Origin of the sequence: Aerosakkonema funiforme FACHB-1375 (assembly GCF_014696265.1) — a bacterium.
Lineage (GTDB): Bacteria > Cyanobacteriota > Cyanobacteriia > Cyanobacteriales > Aerosakkonemataceae > Aerosakkonema > Aerosakkonema funiforme_A.
In genome coordinates this window covers 80,621-95,242 of the sequence record NZ_JACJPW010000002.1, presented here as the reverse complement: position 1 = coordinate 95,242, position 14,622 = coordinate 80,621, and the positions used below count along the sequence as shown (strand labels likewise).

Sequence of the window (14,622 nt, the reverse complement as noted above, 5' to 3'; positions counted from 1 at the left end):
CTTAATTAATTTGACGATGAAGTTGAAATATCGATTTTTTTTGAGTTTTCACAATTTTGGCAAAAATATTTAAAATTGAAAGCTCAAAAGACCATATTATTTACAGCCAGGTGTTGTTAACGCAGGACTGTTAGGCGTGGCAACAGGCACTTGGGCAGTCAGTACTATTTTGCCATCGGCGGTTCTCATCCATCCTTGGGCTTCGACAATTTGGTCAGAGAGAGAGATCGAGGAAAGAGGAAAAATATCAATACTTCCGCTTCTCCGCTCCCCCGCTACCCCATTTCCTCGCTCTCCCACTCTCCCATTCTCGCTCTCCCCAGTTCGCAGATCTACCCAAACGCCCTCGCTGTTAAGATAACTCTTGGGATTTGGTGGCAAACCTCCCCGTCCGGTAACAACAAATTGATTTCCTTGAGTGCGGGGACAACTTTGGGCAACTTGATTTTCCGTATCGACAACATCAGATGACAACTCGACTAACCCCTGACTGGGATCGACATCGGGGGTATTAATCGTCACTTCTCCGTTCAAGGAGGGGTCTTGTTCGGATTTGGCGGTGATATCGCTGGTAGTATCGCTTTGTGCTTCCCGTCGCGCTATGCCAAAAACTCCCCTAGCGTTGATTTGAATGTAGCCGCCTCTGCCGTTGTTAGAGTTGGCAAAGATGTCGCTATTTGCCAAGCCGACGAGGTTGCTGGTGTTAATTGTAATATTGCCGCCATCACCACGGATATCTCCGCTACCTGCGGAGGTGGCGGTGATTTCACTTTTGTTTCGCATCAGCAATAAGTCTTCTACTTGTAAGGTAATGTTTCCACCTTGACCCGATTTGGTGTCGGCGGAGATAGTTGCGCTGTCAAGCTGGAGATTGCTGACTTTTACTATTGTGTCTCCAGCTTTTCCAAGCACATTTGATTCAGTTGTCAATCTTGCACCATCACTTAAGGAAAGGGATTGAGCTGTAATATCAATGATGCCGCCATTACCCTCATTGTTGGAATCGCTATAGATTCTCGTGCTATTACCTGTGATTTCTACAGGGCCATCAATATTTATAATGATGTTGCCGGCGTCTCCTGTTCCAAAGCTGCCTGCATCAAGCGAACTATCTGTCAAGGAAAAAGTTTGAGCTTGAATCTCTACATTGCCAGCTTTTCCTTCTCCAAAGGTGTAGCTTGCCAGCCGAGTTTTGCTCAAAGCTACTGCTCTGCCTTCGATTGTAATTGTACCGCCATTACCGGAGCCATTTTTATTTTCTATTTCTTGAGGGCTGGAGCCGGTGTAAATGGAGCTATTTGCGATCGAAACTGTATCGCCTGCCTTTACAGATACGCTTCCAGCTTTTCCTTGTCCAGAAGTAGAACTGTTGATGCTGCTGCTATCTGCAAGCGTGACGGTATTGCCAGCGTCAACTGTCACGTTTCCAGCTTCTCCTTTTCCAAAGGTGCTGGCTTGCAAGCTGCTAGCTTGACCATTGGGATCGAAACTGTTTTTGGCTGTTTTTTCATCCTCCAATACTTCCTGTGCTTTAGTAAGTCGATCGACATAATTTGGATCGAAGCCAGAAATATTAACGCTGTCATCAGCATTGATATTGATGTTACCAGCAGTACCAGTGTTGGAGGTTATGGTGAGAATTTGTCCGCCACCTGTTATCGTGACAGAATTAGCAGAGATGTTTATATTCCCTCCATTGCCATTACTTTTCGAGCGGGCACTCAAAACCCCTGCATCTGATATTGTTAACTTGCCAGTTTGGATTTCAATATTACCGCCATTACCGCTGTTTCCTTCGATCGATTCATTGGTATCGGTAAACAAACCGCTAGATTTTCCGCCTTCAAAAGTATTCTCAATTACTTGGAATGGACTTATACCAGAAATTGTGATGCTATCGGTTGAATTTACGGTAATATTGCCTGCGTTTCCAGAACCAGAAGTTGTCGCTTCCAATCGCGAGCCACCTGTGAGGGAAAATGAGTCCGAGAAAATCACAATGTTACCGCCAGTACCCTTGCCAAAAGTTTGAGTACTTAGTAGAACTTCATTTGATAGCGAGATCGAGCCAGCAAACATATAAATAAAACCTGGCTGTTCAAAATCCTCGTCATTATTATTGCTTGAAGATAGATTATTCTCGGCAATTCCAGAGTAATTTTCTGCTTTGAGCTTGGTGTTTGCAATCGCGATCGAATTTTTAGCAGTTATAAAAATATATCCTGCTGCTCCCCCACGAACAGAAGTATTGTTGGCATTATCGTTTGCATAGGCATCGCTAGAAATATTAGTATCCGCAATATTTATGCGATCGCTAGCATAAATCTCTAGGAATCCAGCCTTCCCACCACCATAGTTACTGCTCGATATCCTAGCGTTATCTATATTGACATTATCAACCTGTACAATTATATTTCCGGCATCCCCTTCGCCATTGTTGCCAGTATCGATTTGTCCATGATCTTTCACAATCAGGGAACCGCTCCCTTTGATGTTAATGCTACCGCCATCTCCTTTGCTACTGAAATTGATGTTGTTTTCAATTCGGCTGGCAGATATCGTGACTGTCCCGGTCGCATTCAGGGAAATATCTCCCGATTTATCTTTGGCGACACCTGAATTTCTGCTTGTTCCACCAGTGAGGAGATTATTGCCTAGAATATCTATATTGCGAGCGTTGATGGTAATGCTGCCGCCTCGATCGGAAATTACATTAATTCCCGAACCATTATTTATTAAAATATCGCTAAACTCTATTGGTGTTTCGCTTGTTGTAGTGTCAGGTAATTTTAAGCTTAAATCAGAATTTAATGTGACTGTTCCGGAGGCGATCGCACTCAATTCTACTCGACCTCCCGGCGCTTGTAAAATCCCTCCATCTAACTGCACCTGTCCGCCAACCAGCGCGAGGGTATTCCCCGGTTTTACTTGTAAGGGATTATACAATTCTCCCTCGAAACTTCCAGTCTCTGCATTTGGAACGCCACCTTTCCCCTGTACAGTAATGCTGCCTGAGTTTTGAGCGAATTGCAAGCCGATCGGTACGCTGACTGTCAGCAAAGCTGGAGTTTGTCCCACGCTAGTACCTAACTCGCTACCGTCGGCAAATTTGATGCTACGCGCCGTACTCGCCAAAAATGAGCCATTGATGTCCAGACGCGCATTTGGCCCAAAAATAATGCCGTTGGGATTGAGGAAGAAGAAGTTGGCGACACCGTTCGGATTAGTTTGCAGCAAGCCGTCAATTCGGGAAATTGAACTACCCGTCACCCTGGTGATGATGTTGCGGATATCTACAGGGTTATCGAAAAAGGCAGTACCGTTGGTGGGTATAGAAAATTGCTGAAAGCTGTGGAATAGGTTATCACCCGCTCTGGTTCCGCCAGTAATAGTGTTAGTATCGCCGTTAGGGGTAACCACGGAGTTGACTGGCAGGCTGCTATCGGGGACAATCTGCGCCATTATCAACGAAGGGAACAGTAAGAACGTCCAAGGCAACATCCAGGTAATGGGACGAGGAAATAGGGAAAATAAGGCGCATTTTGTTCCGTTTTTCCTTTGCTGCTCTGCCGTCATAAATCTTTCTTTGGGGGTAAATACAGTTGCCAAAAATCTAGCTAATTCTGCTCAATCTTAGTCATTTTGATAGCTAAATACCAATAATGAGCAATTTTTGGCGAGGGAGTTTTTGAGAAAGCTCTTTTCACAGTATAATTACAACATGAAGCTAGTGGAACGTCATATTATCACAAAAAACCATCCCCTCTGGTCAGAGATTGACCACAAGGCTTTTTTGTCGAAAAATTTGTTTAATCTAGCGAATTATCATTATCGTCAACACTTTTTTCAACACCAGCAGAAATTAAACTTTAATCAACTTTACCACCTTCTCTCACAAACCCCAGACTACAAAGCCTTACCCACAAAAGTGAGTAAGCAAATTATCCGTCGATTAGATTCTGCCTGGACAAGTTATTTTCAAGCTGTAAAAACCTGGCAGATACATCCCGAAAAATTTTTAGGTAAACCAAAAATACCGGGATATAAACATAAAACCAAAGGGCGCAATATTCTGCCATACTCTCACGAATCAATCTCGAAAAAAGCCTTAAAAAAAGGGATTTGTCATCTCTCGATGAGTGAAATACAAATTCCGACATCACCTCATGAAATCCTAGAGGCGAGAATTGTGCCAAAAAGTAGTTGTTATGTAATCGAAATAGTTTATGAAAAAGTAGAGGAAACAACAAATGAGCGACAAATAGCAGGTATAGACTTAGGCGTTAATAACTTAATGGCTGTAACGACAAATCAAACAGGTGTCAGACCTCTTTTGATCAAAGGCAGACCACTAAAAGCGATTAACACCTTTTACAATAAACAACGTTCCTGTTTACAATCCCAGCTAAAAATCAAGCACTATCAAACCCAATCTCACAGATTAAAAAAGCTTACACATAAACGCAACTGTAGAGTAGAAAATTATCTACATACAGCCAGCAGAAGAGCGATAGATTGGTGTAAACAGCATCAAATAGGAATCCTAGTAATTGGGCATAATCCAACCTGGAAACAATCAGTTAACTTAGGAAGAAGGAATAATCAACAATTTGTGGATATTCCCCATTATAGGTTAATAGAAATGTTGACCTATAAAGCCGAATTAAAAGGGATACTGGTGGTCATTACAGAAGAAGCTTATACATCTAGGGCTAGCGCTCTAGATGGAGATGATGTACCTAAATATGGGGAAAACAAACCAGTGTTTCAGGGACATAGAATAGCGAGAGGATTGTATAAAACAGCCCAGGGTCGGTTATTAAATGCCGATGTGAATGGGTCATTTAATGTTACTCGAAAAGTAATTCCTGATGTATTAAACCAAGGAATAAAGGGTTTGCCGTTTAACCCTGTGGTGCTTGACCCACTACGAACGACTAGACCGCCCAGCCTGTGAGTAGGTTTGAGTTGGTTTAGTTGAGCGGTGATGCTTTAGTTTATCGCAAACTAAGGTTAAGATATTTTACAATCCAGTCAAAGCAAACGAGCATTCCGCTAGCGATTTCTATCGTGAAGATCGCTTAGTCAGGAAGTGCTTGCAATAGTCTGGCAGAGCAAACGCTTGTTTTCTAAAATAGTGGAGATATGAAAAGGAATAACTTGGAATTTTACGATGAAAGTGCGGATGCTTGGTGGCAGGAAGAGTCAAAAATCTATGCACTATATCATTTGAATAAGCCGCGTTTTGAGTTTTTCGATCGCTACATTTCAAATTGGCAGGGGTTGAGGGTGCTGGATGTCGGTTGCGGTGGCGGATTTTCCTGCGAATTCATGGCAGAAAGAGGTGCAGTAGTATCGGGTTTAGACCAATCGGCAAAATGTATTGAAATCGCTCAAAAACACGCAGAGAGTAAAGGATTTGCGATTGACTATAAGTCTGGATTGGCAGAAACAATGCCTTATGAAGCGAACACATTTGATGCGGCGATATGTGTGGATGTTTTGGAACACGTAGCGGATGTCAATAAAGTTATTGCCGAAATTCATCGGTTTTTGAAGCCAAATGGTTTATTTTTCTTCGATACAATCAACAGAAATTTTAAATCTAAATTTGTGATGATTTGGCTGATGGAAAATATACTAGGCGAAATTAAACGAGGAGTCCACGATTGGAATAAGTTTATTAAGCCAGAAGAAGTTACAAAAATAATGACCGAGCGAGGGTTCGGAAATATAGACATTAAAGGTTTTGACCTTTTTGGAGAAGCATTAAAGCTAAACATCGACAGTTATAGAGAATATAAAAAAACGGGGATGGTGCAAGTAAAGATAAACGATGATACCTCAATTATGTATATCGGGAAAGCGGAAAAAGTGACTTAAAATATTAGGAATATATAATTCCAGTTAGCACGATTATTTCAAGGTAAGCTCAGATTTATGTTTGCCAATCTTCTCCCTCAGTCAGTCGCGCAGCTAACAGAGTCCGCCTCGATCGCCCTCGCTCAAAATATCCAGCAACAGGCGATTTCTACCCCTTTAAGCGAACTACCAATTCCGACAACTTACGTTCGGCAGGGTAGCGGTGGGACGCCGATCGTATTATTGCACGGTTTCGATAGTTCGGTGTTTGAGTTTCGCCGCTTGCTACCCTTGCTAGCGGCGGAAAATGAAACTTGGACGATGGATTTGCTGGGTTTTGGATTTACGGAAAGAGTTACTGGTTTGCCGTTTAGTCCGAGTGCGATCGCTACTCATTTATACTACTTTTGGAAAAGTGCGATCGAGCAACCTGTAATTTTAGTGGGCGCTTCAATGGGAGGCGCAGCGGCAATTGATTTTACCCTCACTTACCCCCAACTTGTGAAAAAGTTGGTGCTAATTGATAGCGCTGGCTTGACAAAAGGGCCGACTATTGGTAAGTATTTATTTCCTCCTCTCGGTTATCTGGCTACTTCGTTTTTGCGTAACCCGAAAGTGCGGGAAAAAATTAGCAAAAATGCTTATCGAGATGAAAAATTAGCTTCTCCCGATGCACAACTGTGTGCGGCATTACATTTAGAAATGCCAGCTTGGGACGCAGCTTTGATCGCTTTTACGAAAAGTGGCGGTTATGGATATTTTGGCGATAAAGTTTCCCAAATTCAGCAGCCAACTCTGATTTTATGGGGAAAGTGCGATCGCATTTTGGGTACTCGCGATGCCGAAAAATTTGCCAAAGCCGTCCCCCACAGCAAACTCATCTGGATCGAAGATTGCGGACACGTTCCACACTTGGAAAAGCCGCAAATCACTGCACAGCACATTTTAGACTTCCGCAGTTAGGGTATCGCACCCCTCTCCTTGCAGGAGAGGGGCTGGGGAAGAGCAATCTCTTGCAGTACCAGAATTTCCGGGAAATTACGGAGTAGTGATAAGAAATTTCCTCAAAGTGGGTAAATTTAATGTAAAAACCAGCAGATAAATCTGCGGATATTACCCAAATTCCCCCTAACTAAGAATTATGAGTACAGTTCTCGTTGTGGAAGACTCTCGCAGCCAGCGGGAGTGCATCTCGCACCAGCTAGCGTGGTGGGGACTGAACGTTATCCAAGCGTCCGATGGCGTCGAAGCATTAGAGAAAATTCAGCAAAATAGTCCCGATTTGGTGTTGCTGGATGTGGTAATGCCCCGAATTGATGGTTACAATGTTTGCCGTTTGCTCAAAGCTAACCCGGAAACTCGCAACATACCTGTGGTATTTTTAACAGTAAAGGTACAACAACTTGCTCTTTATGGTGCCATAGAACTTGCAGAGGCATATATTAGTAAACCTTGGCAACCGAGAGAACTAATTGGTACGGTAAAACGAGTTTTGTTAGACACCCAAAGTTGGGCTGAGAATGTTTCTGCCGATGCTTGGACAGAATACGGCATTTTAAATTTAAACTTAATTAAACTATACGAATGCCGCGCTGATGCTTGGACGAAATACGGTTTGCAAATTACCAGGTTTTATGAGGATGCCCTTGCTGCTTTTGGGCAAGCATTACAAATCGATATCCATCATTCTAAGGCAACTCAATACAAAGCTACTTTGGAAAAAGACTGGGCTATTTTGCGGCAAAAGTTAGAGGAAACTAAGCCCTGCCAAGTATGCCAGTATTACTATGGAAAGGATGGCATAAACTGCGCTGTGTACCCTTGCGGTCGTCCTGAAGAACTGTGTCGCGACTGGGACTATCGATGATTAATGCCAAGCGAATGCTGTTCTGTTCAGCCTGTCTCAAACTGTCGCCATTCTAATATATTAACGGGAACTCTAAACCAGATATTGCTCGCATCGGGTACTTTGACCTTAATTACTTTTTGATAGTTGGGGTCTGCCTCGATCCAAACGTTATTTCCTATGTAAGCTAAGATATGTAAGCCGTCTGTTGTAACCGCAATATCTCCTGTTTGGATTTTTGAATTATCTAACTCGTTAATACTGGGAGCTTTATACAGAAATTTTGTCCAGTTTCTGTATTCTTTTCCTAAAGCTTCGGCGGAAGCATCGTACCACCACAGCAAAAATGCTTCTCGGAGTAATTTGGAATTAAAAGATAGCAATCCCATTTTTAAATTAGCGTTTATTAACCCACGGCGTACCAAACCCGAGCAGTCAATTCCAAATTTGTTTTCGCCACCCCAAACATATAGAGATCCTTCGTAGTAACTGAGTTCTTGTACATACTTTTGGCGGAGGATGCTTCCATCTACTTGATAACCAGGCAGGATAATTATGCCGCTGACTATTAAAGCCAACAAAAAACACAAGTATCTAATACTATTTTTGTTCCAGAATAAAAATAGCGCTCCCAGCCAAAGGTACAAACAAAGCAGAACAGTAATTAAGCGGAATATGCCATAGCTGATGGGGTAAATAAGTAAGACTATCAACAGAAACCAAGCCCAACTCCATAACAGGAATAAGAGCCATCGCTTGATTTTTGGGAATCGCATTTCGATCGCTCCTACAATTAGGGCTGCTCTAAAACTATACGAGCTGGATGTTTATAGCTTAATCTGCTCGCACATCCGCTGCTCTAAACGTTCTAGTAAAGTATCGACATCTGCGGCAGCTTGTTCAAAACATACGGGTGGCGGGGGTTCCGGTTCAAACTGAACTAGCTTTAATTGGGCGTTGCCTATGCCGATGAGCAAAACTTCCTGTTTGGGATTGTGAGCGTCTAAAATGCCCAAAATCTCTTGCAGTCTGTTCTCAACTTTGTCGTTGAGCGCTTCAATCGCCTGTCTGGGACAATAGACAAAATGGGGAGTGGGTTCGAGGTCTATCCCTAAAGTATTTTCGTAGTTTTCTCCTCTTTCCACAAATAGTCCCCAAGCTAAAGCAGCCAATTCTTGCTGATTTGCTTTGACGAAATCATTTAACTGATGTCGCCAGTTGTTTTCACCCCGATCGGACTGGATACTATCGAACATTACCATTTTCTTAATTCAGTAGTTGCCAATATCATTTCAAACCGGACTGCACTCGCCAGAGGCTGGCATAAATACCCTGTCGATCGAGCAGTTCTTCATGTCTTCCCGATTCCACTAATTTGCCATGTTCCATAACATAGATGCAATCGGCATTGCGGACAGTCGAAAGGCGATGGGCGATCGCGATCGTTGTCCGGTTTTGAGTTATTCTTTCCAGCGAACGCTGAATAGCCGCTTCTGTTTCGTTGTCCACTGCCGACGTAGCTTCATCGAGAATCAATATGGGTGGATTTTTCAACACAGCCCGTGCGATCGCAATCCGCTGCCGCTGTCCACCCGATAACTTCTGCCCCCGCTCACCCACAATGGTTTCGTAACCTTGTGGTAGCTGCATGATAAAGTCGTGGGCTTCTGCAATCTTAGCTGACGATACTATATCTTCAAAAGTAGCATCAAAACTACCGTAAGAAATATTCTCGGCAACAGTGCCATGAAATAAGAATACATCCTGGCTGACTAAGCCAATACACGATCGCAAATCTTTAAGGTTCAGCTGGCGCAATTCAATGCCATCAAGGTTAATTGTTCCCGCTTGAACTTCGTACAAGCGCAACAGCAATTTTACCAAAGTACTTTTGCCAGAGCCAGTAGAACCGACTATGGCGATCGTTTTCCCGGCTGGTATATCTAGGTAAAGATGCTCAATTACTGGGCGGCGTCCGTTGTAGGCAAAGGTGACATCCCGCAGCGCCAACTCCCCGCGTACCGAATTGACTGGCAAAGGCATATCGCCGGTATGAATGGCGATCGGCGTATCCAACAGATTCATTACTCTATTAGTAGATGCCATTGCCCGTTGATATTGGTCGAAAGTATCTCCCAATCTCGTTAAAGGCCATAGCAATCTTTGGATTAGAAAAACTAATACGCTATAAGTACCCACGGACATTTTGCCGTTCGCCGCTTCCACGCCGCCATACAGCAGCAACGCCGTGAATCCAGCCAGAATAATCATACGGATTAAGGGGACAAAGGCAGCAGAAAGTGCGATCGCACGTCGGTTGCTTTGCCGATAAGCCTCACTTTCCACCTCCAGACGCCTTGCTTCGTATTCCTCTGCCGTATAGCTTTTAATCGTCACGATACCCGACAAATTATTTGCCAACCGACTGTTGAGGAAACCAACCTTTTCCCGCACATCCGCATAGCGAGGCGCAAGCAGACGCTGGTAAAATACCGATCCCCAGATAATAAACGGCATAGGCAACATTGCCATCCACGCCACGCTGGGAGCCAAGATAAAGAAAGCGCCGCCAATAATTATCGCTGTTGTGGAAACTTGAATCAGATCGTTGGCTCCCACATCCAAAAAGCGCTCTAATTGGTTGATATCATCGCTGAGTACAGACATCAAACCGCCAACACTGCGGTCTTCAAAATAGGCAACTTCCAGTTCTTGGATATGTTTGTAAGCATCTAGGCGCAACTCGTGTTGAATTTTCTGCGCCAAATTGCGCCATAACCTCGCGTAGGCGTACTCAAATACAGATTCCAGTATCCAAATAATGACGGTGAGGATGGAAAGAATGGCGAATTGCCAAAAAATATCTTTAATGCCCCACTGTGCAACGATCGAATCCTTTTGTTTCACCACCACATCAACCGCGATCCCAATCAGGGCGGGTGGTGCTAAGTCAAAGATTTTGTTGAGAATTGAGCAGCCAGTTGCCAGCCATATTTGCTGGCGATAATCTTTTCCGTAATCAATCAGGCGCTTGAGGGGATGCACCGAACCGAGGTGCTTCCTTCTCAAGGAAGATTTACGAGGAGTAATAGCTTTGGTCACTTGCCCGATCGCTTAATCTTGAATGCACATAAATACTGCCCTTGCACAGTCTAACTAATTAATTATTAATTGGCGATAAAAGCTCATCATAGAAGTTAAGGCTTAATATATTTGATATGTCATCAAATTTCCTGTTATATGGTGCGAACGGCTATACGGGGACGCTGATTGCTCGACTGGCTGTACAGCGCGGACTTCGCCCGATTTTGGCCGCACGCAATGCCGAAAAATTAGCACCTTTGGCAACAGAACTGAGTTTGGAATATCGCGCCTTCTCTCTCGACGATACAGCTGCCACAGACGAAGCTTTGGCCGATGTACCGTTAGTGCTGCACTGTGCTGGCCCTTTTTCGCGCACTTCTAAACCAATGGTGGATGGATGTTTGCGGACGAAAAGGCACTATTTGGATATTACCGGAGAAGTAAGCGTATTTGAAGCGATCGCATCCCGCGACGCCGAAGCGAAAACAGCTGGAGTTATGTTTCTCCCAGGAGTAGGTTTCGATGTCGTCCCCTCCGACTGTCTAGCCGCGCACCTTAAAAGACGACTCCCCACTGCGACGCGACTCTCCCTCGCTTTTCAAATCCAGGGTGGAGTATCGCGAGGAACTGCTACCACAGTCATCGAAAATCAGCACAAAGGCGGTTTAGTCAGGCGCGATGGAATTATTACCCCCGTTCCCGCTGCTTGGAAAACCCGTCAAATCGATTTCGGACAAGGGCAAGTGGAAGCTACAACAGTACCGTGGGGGGATGTGTCTACAGCTTTCTACAGTACGGGAATTCCTCACATCGAATTGTATATGCCAGTACCGGCATCACGGCGCAGGCTGATGCTGATGAGTCGCTACATCGGTTGGTTGTTGGCTTTCCCTCCCGTGCAAGAATACTTGAAAGCTCAGATTCAGAAACAAGTGCCTGGGCCAACCGATGCCCAACGTACACAGGGAAGCAGTCTGCTGTGGGGAGAGGTGGAAGACGATAGCGGTAAAAAGTTGGTTTCTCGGCTGCAATGCCCCGAAGGCTATACTCTCACGGCGATGACTGCTTTGGCGATCGTCCAAAAAGTGTTAGGGGGACAGGTGGCTGTAGGTTTCCAAACGCCATCAAAAGTTTATGGAGCAGATTTTATCCTAGAAATTGAGGGGGTTTTCCGAGAAGATGTTAATTAATTTGCCAATAAATTTATGAGCGCGAACAAACCACCCCTACTGGGAAACATCACCCCGATTATTCCGGCTGGTGGCAATATGGAAAAAGCCATCGCCTTCTATGAAAAACAGCTTGGGTTTACCAAAATCCATCAAGAAGGCAATCCCATCAGGATGGCAATTGTCAAACGCGACTCAGCAGAAATCATTCTGCAACAAAATGACGATCGACACCTGGCAGAATCGACGACTTTTCTCATTCAAGTAGATGGGATCGCAGAACTTTACGAGGAGTTTCTGGCTCAGGATGGAGGGATAATTCATCCTAACGGTAAGTTGGAAAGCAAACCTTGGGGCATGAAAGAGTTTAAAATAGTCGATCCGGCAGGCGTCTGCATTACATTTTACGAGCTAGAGCGCTCAAATAACTAATAAGATGAGTATTTTTACACTGCAATCTGTTAAAAAAGACTTTGGCATTAAGGAAATTCTCAAAGATGCCAGCTTTAGTCTGGGTGCTACAGATAAGGTTGGATTGATTGGTACTAACGGTTCTGGCAAATCGACTCTATTAAAAATGATTGCCGGTTTGGAGCCGATCGACGGCGGTCAAATTATAGTTAACTCCGGCACTCGCATTGTCTATTTACCTCAGCAACCAAATTTAGATGAAAATCATACGGTTTTGGAGCAAGTTTTTGCCGATAGCGGGGAGCGCATGGTTTTGGTGCGCGAGTATGAGGAACTTTCGGATAAATTAGCTCATTTTCCCGAAGATAGCCAAATCATGGCGCGTCTATCTGCTATTATGCAGCGTATGGAAGCAACAGGCGCTTGGGAATTAGAAACTAATGCCAAAATTATTCTGACTAAGTTGGGAATTGAAGATTTTAATGCTAAAATTGGCAGTTTGTCGGGAGGATACCGCAAGCGCATTGCTTTGGCAGCTGCGTTACTTTCCGATCCCGATGTGTTGTTGATGGATGAGCCGACAAACCATTTGGATGCTCTATCGGTAGAGTGGTTGCAGAGTTATTTGAATCGTTTTCGAGGTGCGATTCTGTTAATTACGCACGATCGCTATTTTCTCGATCGCGTCACCAACCGGATTATTGAAATTGACAGAGGGGATCTCTACAGCTACGATGGTAACTATTCTTATTATCTCGAAAAGAAGGCTTTAGCTGAAGAATCAGCTGCCAGCAGTCAGCGCAAACATCAGGGCGTATTGCGTCGCGAATTAGAATGGCTCAAGCGTGGGCCAAAAGCTCGCAGCACCAAACAGAAAGCTCGCATTGAACGTATCCGCGATATGCAGGCGCAGGAGTTTAAACAAGTTCAAGGAAAAGTTGATATTGCTACTCCTGGGCGTCGGATTGGCAAAAAAGTTATCGAAATTACGAATATCTCTAAAGCGTACAGCGGACGCACTTTAATTAGCAATTTCACTTACAATTTTAATCCGGAAGACCGACTCGGTATCGTTGGCGGAAATGGCGCTGGGAAATCTACTCTGCTTAATATTATTACAGGCCGGGATCGCCCTGATTCGGGTAGTGTTGAGATCGGCTCTACGATTCATATCGGGTATTTTGACCAGCATTCTGATGAGTTACTTGCCGCTATGAATGAAAATCAGAGGGTAATTGATTACATTAAAGAAGAAGGTGAATTTGTCAAAATTGCCGATGGTACTCAGATTAGCGCTTCGCAAATGTTGGAGCGATTTCTGTTTCCCGGTAATCAGCAATATGCACCGATTTATAAACTTTCTGGTGGTGAAAAGCGGCGTTTGTTTCTGTTAAGAGTTTTGATGGGTGCGCCAAATGTGTTGATTTTGGACGAACCGACTAACGATCTGGATGTGCAGACTTTGGCGGTGCTGGAAGATTATCTGGAAGATTTTAACGGTTGTGTAATTGCAGTTTCGCACGATCGCTATTTTCTCGATCGCACTGTAGATACTATCTTTGCTTTTGAATCGGGTGGGAATATCCGTCAATATCCCGGTAATTACTCAATTTATCTGGATTTCAAAAAAGCAGAAGAAGAAGCTTCTCCCAAGCCTGAAGAAAAGCCCAAAGAACCTCGCTCGAAAGTTAAGGAAGAATCAACCGATCGCCACAAACCGCGCAAGCTTTCATCTAAAGAAAAACGAGAATTTGAAATGTTAGAAAGTAAAATAGCTCAGATGGAAGCTGAAAAAGCTGAAGTGGAAAAAGCACTTTACAATGCTCCTCCTGGAGAAGTCACTAAGGTGCGAGAGTTGTACGAAAAAGTGGAAGCTTTGACTAAGGCTATCGATCTCGCAACTGAGCGCTGGTTAGAATTGGCTGATATTCAGTCCTAATATAAGCTGGCTCTGCTTCTTTGGGGTGAAAACCTTGTTTTGTTTGCTCTCCGGTAAATAGTGCGATCGGTAAACCTCATGATTTGAATAGCTCGCTTACTTTCTGAGGCTTTTCTGTGGCTCTATGTCCAATTGCTCGATTCCCCAAAAACCTAGTTTTCCGCACTAACTACGCAAAAGTCGATCGAATTATTTTTTAAGCTATGAAACTAAAAAAACTAAGTTTTCATAGGTATTCAACGCCAGTAAGTAGCAACTTACTTTATTTATTTTGTAGCAAAAAGTAGGAAAAGTAGGAAAAGTAGGAAAAG

Annotated in this window: 11 protein-coding genes; 7 read left to right on the top strand and 4 right to left on the bottom strand. The window is 43.9% G+C overall.

Annotation, left to right across the window (positions count from 1 at the left end):
- Positions 1 to 96 precede the first annotated feature (96 nt).
- Positions 97 to 3,576 (bottom strand): two-partner secretion domain-containing protein, encoded by a 3,480-nt coding sequence (locus H6G03_RS01450; RefSeq protein ID WP_190461323.1) that lies wholly within the window; start codon positions 3,574 to 3,576, stop codon positions 97 to 99.
- A gap of 145 nt (positions 3,577 to 3,721) precedes the next feature.
- Here H6G03_RS01450 and H6G03_RS01445 point away from each other — a divergent pair, with 145 nt between their 5' ends.
- The 4 genes from H6G03_RS01445 to H6G03_RS01430 all read left to right on the top strand — a co-directional run bounded on the left by H6G03_RS01445 (position 3,722) and on the right by H6G03_RS01430 (position 7,729).
- Positions 3,722 to 4,957 (top strand): RNA-guided endonuclease InsQ/TnpB family protein, encoded by a 1,236-nt coding sequence (locus H6G03_RS01445; protein WP_190461321.1) that lies wholly within the window; start codon positions 3,722 to 3,724, stop codon positions 4,955 to 4,957.
- Positions 4,958 to 5,145: 188 nt separating this feature from the next.
- A complete protein-coding gene (gene ubiG, locus H6G03_RS01440) occupies positions 5,146 to 5,883 on the top strand; it encodes a bifunctional 2-polyprenyl-6-hydroxyphenol methylase/3-demethylubiquinol 3-O-methyltransferase UbiG (protein ID WP_190461319.1) in 738 nt (245 codons plus the stop codon).
- Positions 5,884 to 5,940: 57 nt separating this feature from the next.
- Entirely contained in the window at positions 5,941 to 6,825 is an 885-nt protein-coding gene (locus tag H6G03_RS01435; protein WP_190461317.1) for an alpha/beta fold hydrolase, read from the top strand.
- A gap of 178 nt (positions 6,826 to 7,003) precedes the next feature.
- Positions 7,004 to 7,729: a response regulator gene (locus H6G03_RS01430; RefSeq protein WP_190461315.1), complete on the top strand. Its 726-nt coding sequence runs from the start codon at positions 7,004 to 7,006 to the stop codon at positions 7,727 to 7,729.
- A 26-nt stretch (positions 7,730 to 7,755) separates the two neighbouring features.
- Here the strand turns inward: H6G03_RS01430 and H6G03_RS01425 are convergent, their stop codons facing one another.
- Genes H6G03_RS01425 through H6G03_RS01415 form a run of 3 tightly spaced genes read right to left on the bottom strand, consistent with a single transcriptional unit; the run spans position 7,756 to position 10,810 of the window.
- Positions 7,756 to 8,484 carry an NlpC/P60 family protein gene (locus H6G03_RS01425; RefSeq protein ID WP_190461313.1) on the bottom strand — a complete coding sequence of 243 codons (729 nt, stop codon included), beginning with the start codon at positions 8,482 to 8,484 and terminating at the stop codon, positions 7,756 to 7,758.
- 51 nt (positions 8,485 to 8,535) lie between these two features.
- Complete coding sequence (ccmS, locus tag H6G03_RS01420; RefSeq protein WP_190461311.1) at positions 8,536 to 8,970, bottom strand: beta-carboxysome assembly chaperone CcmS; 435 nt, start codon at positions 8,968 to 8,970, stop codon at positions 8,536 to 8,538.
- Positions 8,971 to 8,995: 25 nt separating this feature from the next.
- Complete coding sequence (locus tag H6G03_RS01415) at positions 8,996 to 10,810, bottom strand: ABC transporter ATP-binding protein (protein WP_407650716.1); 1,815 nt, start codon at positions 10,808 to 10,810, stop codon at positions 8,996 to 8,998.
- Positions 10,811 to 10,926: 116 nt separating this feature from the next.
- Here H6G03_RS01415 and H6G03_RS01410 point away from each other — a divergent pair, with 116 nt between their 5' ends.
- From H6G03_RS01410 to H6G03_RS01400, 3 genes are read left to right on the top strand one after another with little or no spacing between them, the layout of a single operon-like run.
- A complete protein-coding gene (locus H6G03_RS01410) occupies positions 10,927 to 11,982 on the top strand; it encodes a saccharopine dehydrogenase family protein (RefSeq protein ID WP_190461309.1) in 1,056 nt (351 codons plus the stop codon).
- 15 nt (positions 11,983 to 11,997) lie between these two features.
- Positions 11,998 to 12,393, top strand: coding sequence for a glyoxalase superfamily protein (locus H6G03_RS01405; protein WP_190461307.1), 396 nt, complete (start codon positions 11,998 to 12,000; stop codon positions 12,391 to 12,393).
- 4 nt (positions 12,394 to 12,397) lie between these two features.
- The gene (locus H6G03_RS01400; protein WP_190461305.1) at positions 12,398 to 14,311 is read left to right on the top strand and encodes an ABC-F family ATP-binding cassette domain-containing protein; all 1,914 of its coding nucleotides are present in this window, start codon (positions 12,398 to 12,400) and stop codon (positions 14,309 to 14,311) included.
- The last annotated feature ends 311 nt before the right edge of the window (positions 14,312 to 14,622 follow it).

Excerpts from the sequence above, each read along its gene's own strand:
- H6G03_RS01450 (WP_190461323.1), bottom strand. The coding sequence starts at position 3,576 with ATGACGGCAGAGCAGCAAAGGAAAAACGGAACAAAATGCGCCTTATTT.
- H6G03_RS01445 (WP_190461321.1), top strand. The coding sequence starts at position 3,722 with ATGAAGCTAGTGGAACGTCATATTATCACAAAAAACCATCCCCTCTGG.
- ubiG (WP_190461319.1), top strand. The coding sequence starts at position 5,146 with ATGAAAAGGAATAACTTGGAATTTTACGATGAAAGTGCGGATGCTTGG.
- H6G03_RS01435 (WP_190461317.1), top strand. The coding sequence starts at position 5,941 with ATGTTTGCCAATCTTCTCCCTCAGTCAGTCGCGCAGCTAACAGAGTCC.
- H6G03_RS01430 (WP_190461315.1), top strand. The coding sequence starts at position 7,004 with ATGAGTACAGTTCTCGTTGTGGAAGACTCTCGCAGCCAGCGGGAGTGC.
- H6G03_RS01425 (WP_190461313.1), bottom strand. The coding sequence starts at position 8,484 with ATGCGATTCCCAAAAATCAAGCGATGGCTCTTATTCCTGTTATGGAGT.
- ccmS (WP_190461311.1), bottom strand. The coding sequence starts at position 8,970 with ATGGTAATGTTCGATAGTATCCAGTCCGATCGGGGTGAAAACAACTGG.
- H6G03_RS01410 (WP_190461309.1), top strand. The coding sequence starts at position 10,927 with ATGTCATCAAATTTCCTGTTATATGGTGCGAACGGCTATACGGGGACG.
- H6G03_RS01405 (WP_190461307.1), top strand. The coding sequence starts at position 11,998 with ATGAGCGCGAACAAACCACCCCTACTGGGAAACATCACCCCGATTATT.
- H6G03_RS01400 (WP_190461305.1), top strand. The coding sequence starts at position 12,398 with ATGAGTATTTTTACACTGCAATCTGTTAAAAAAGACTTTGGCATTAAG.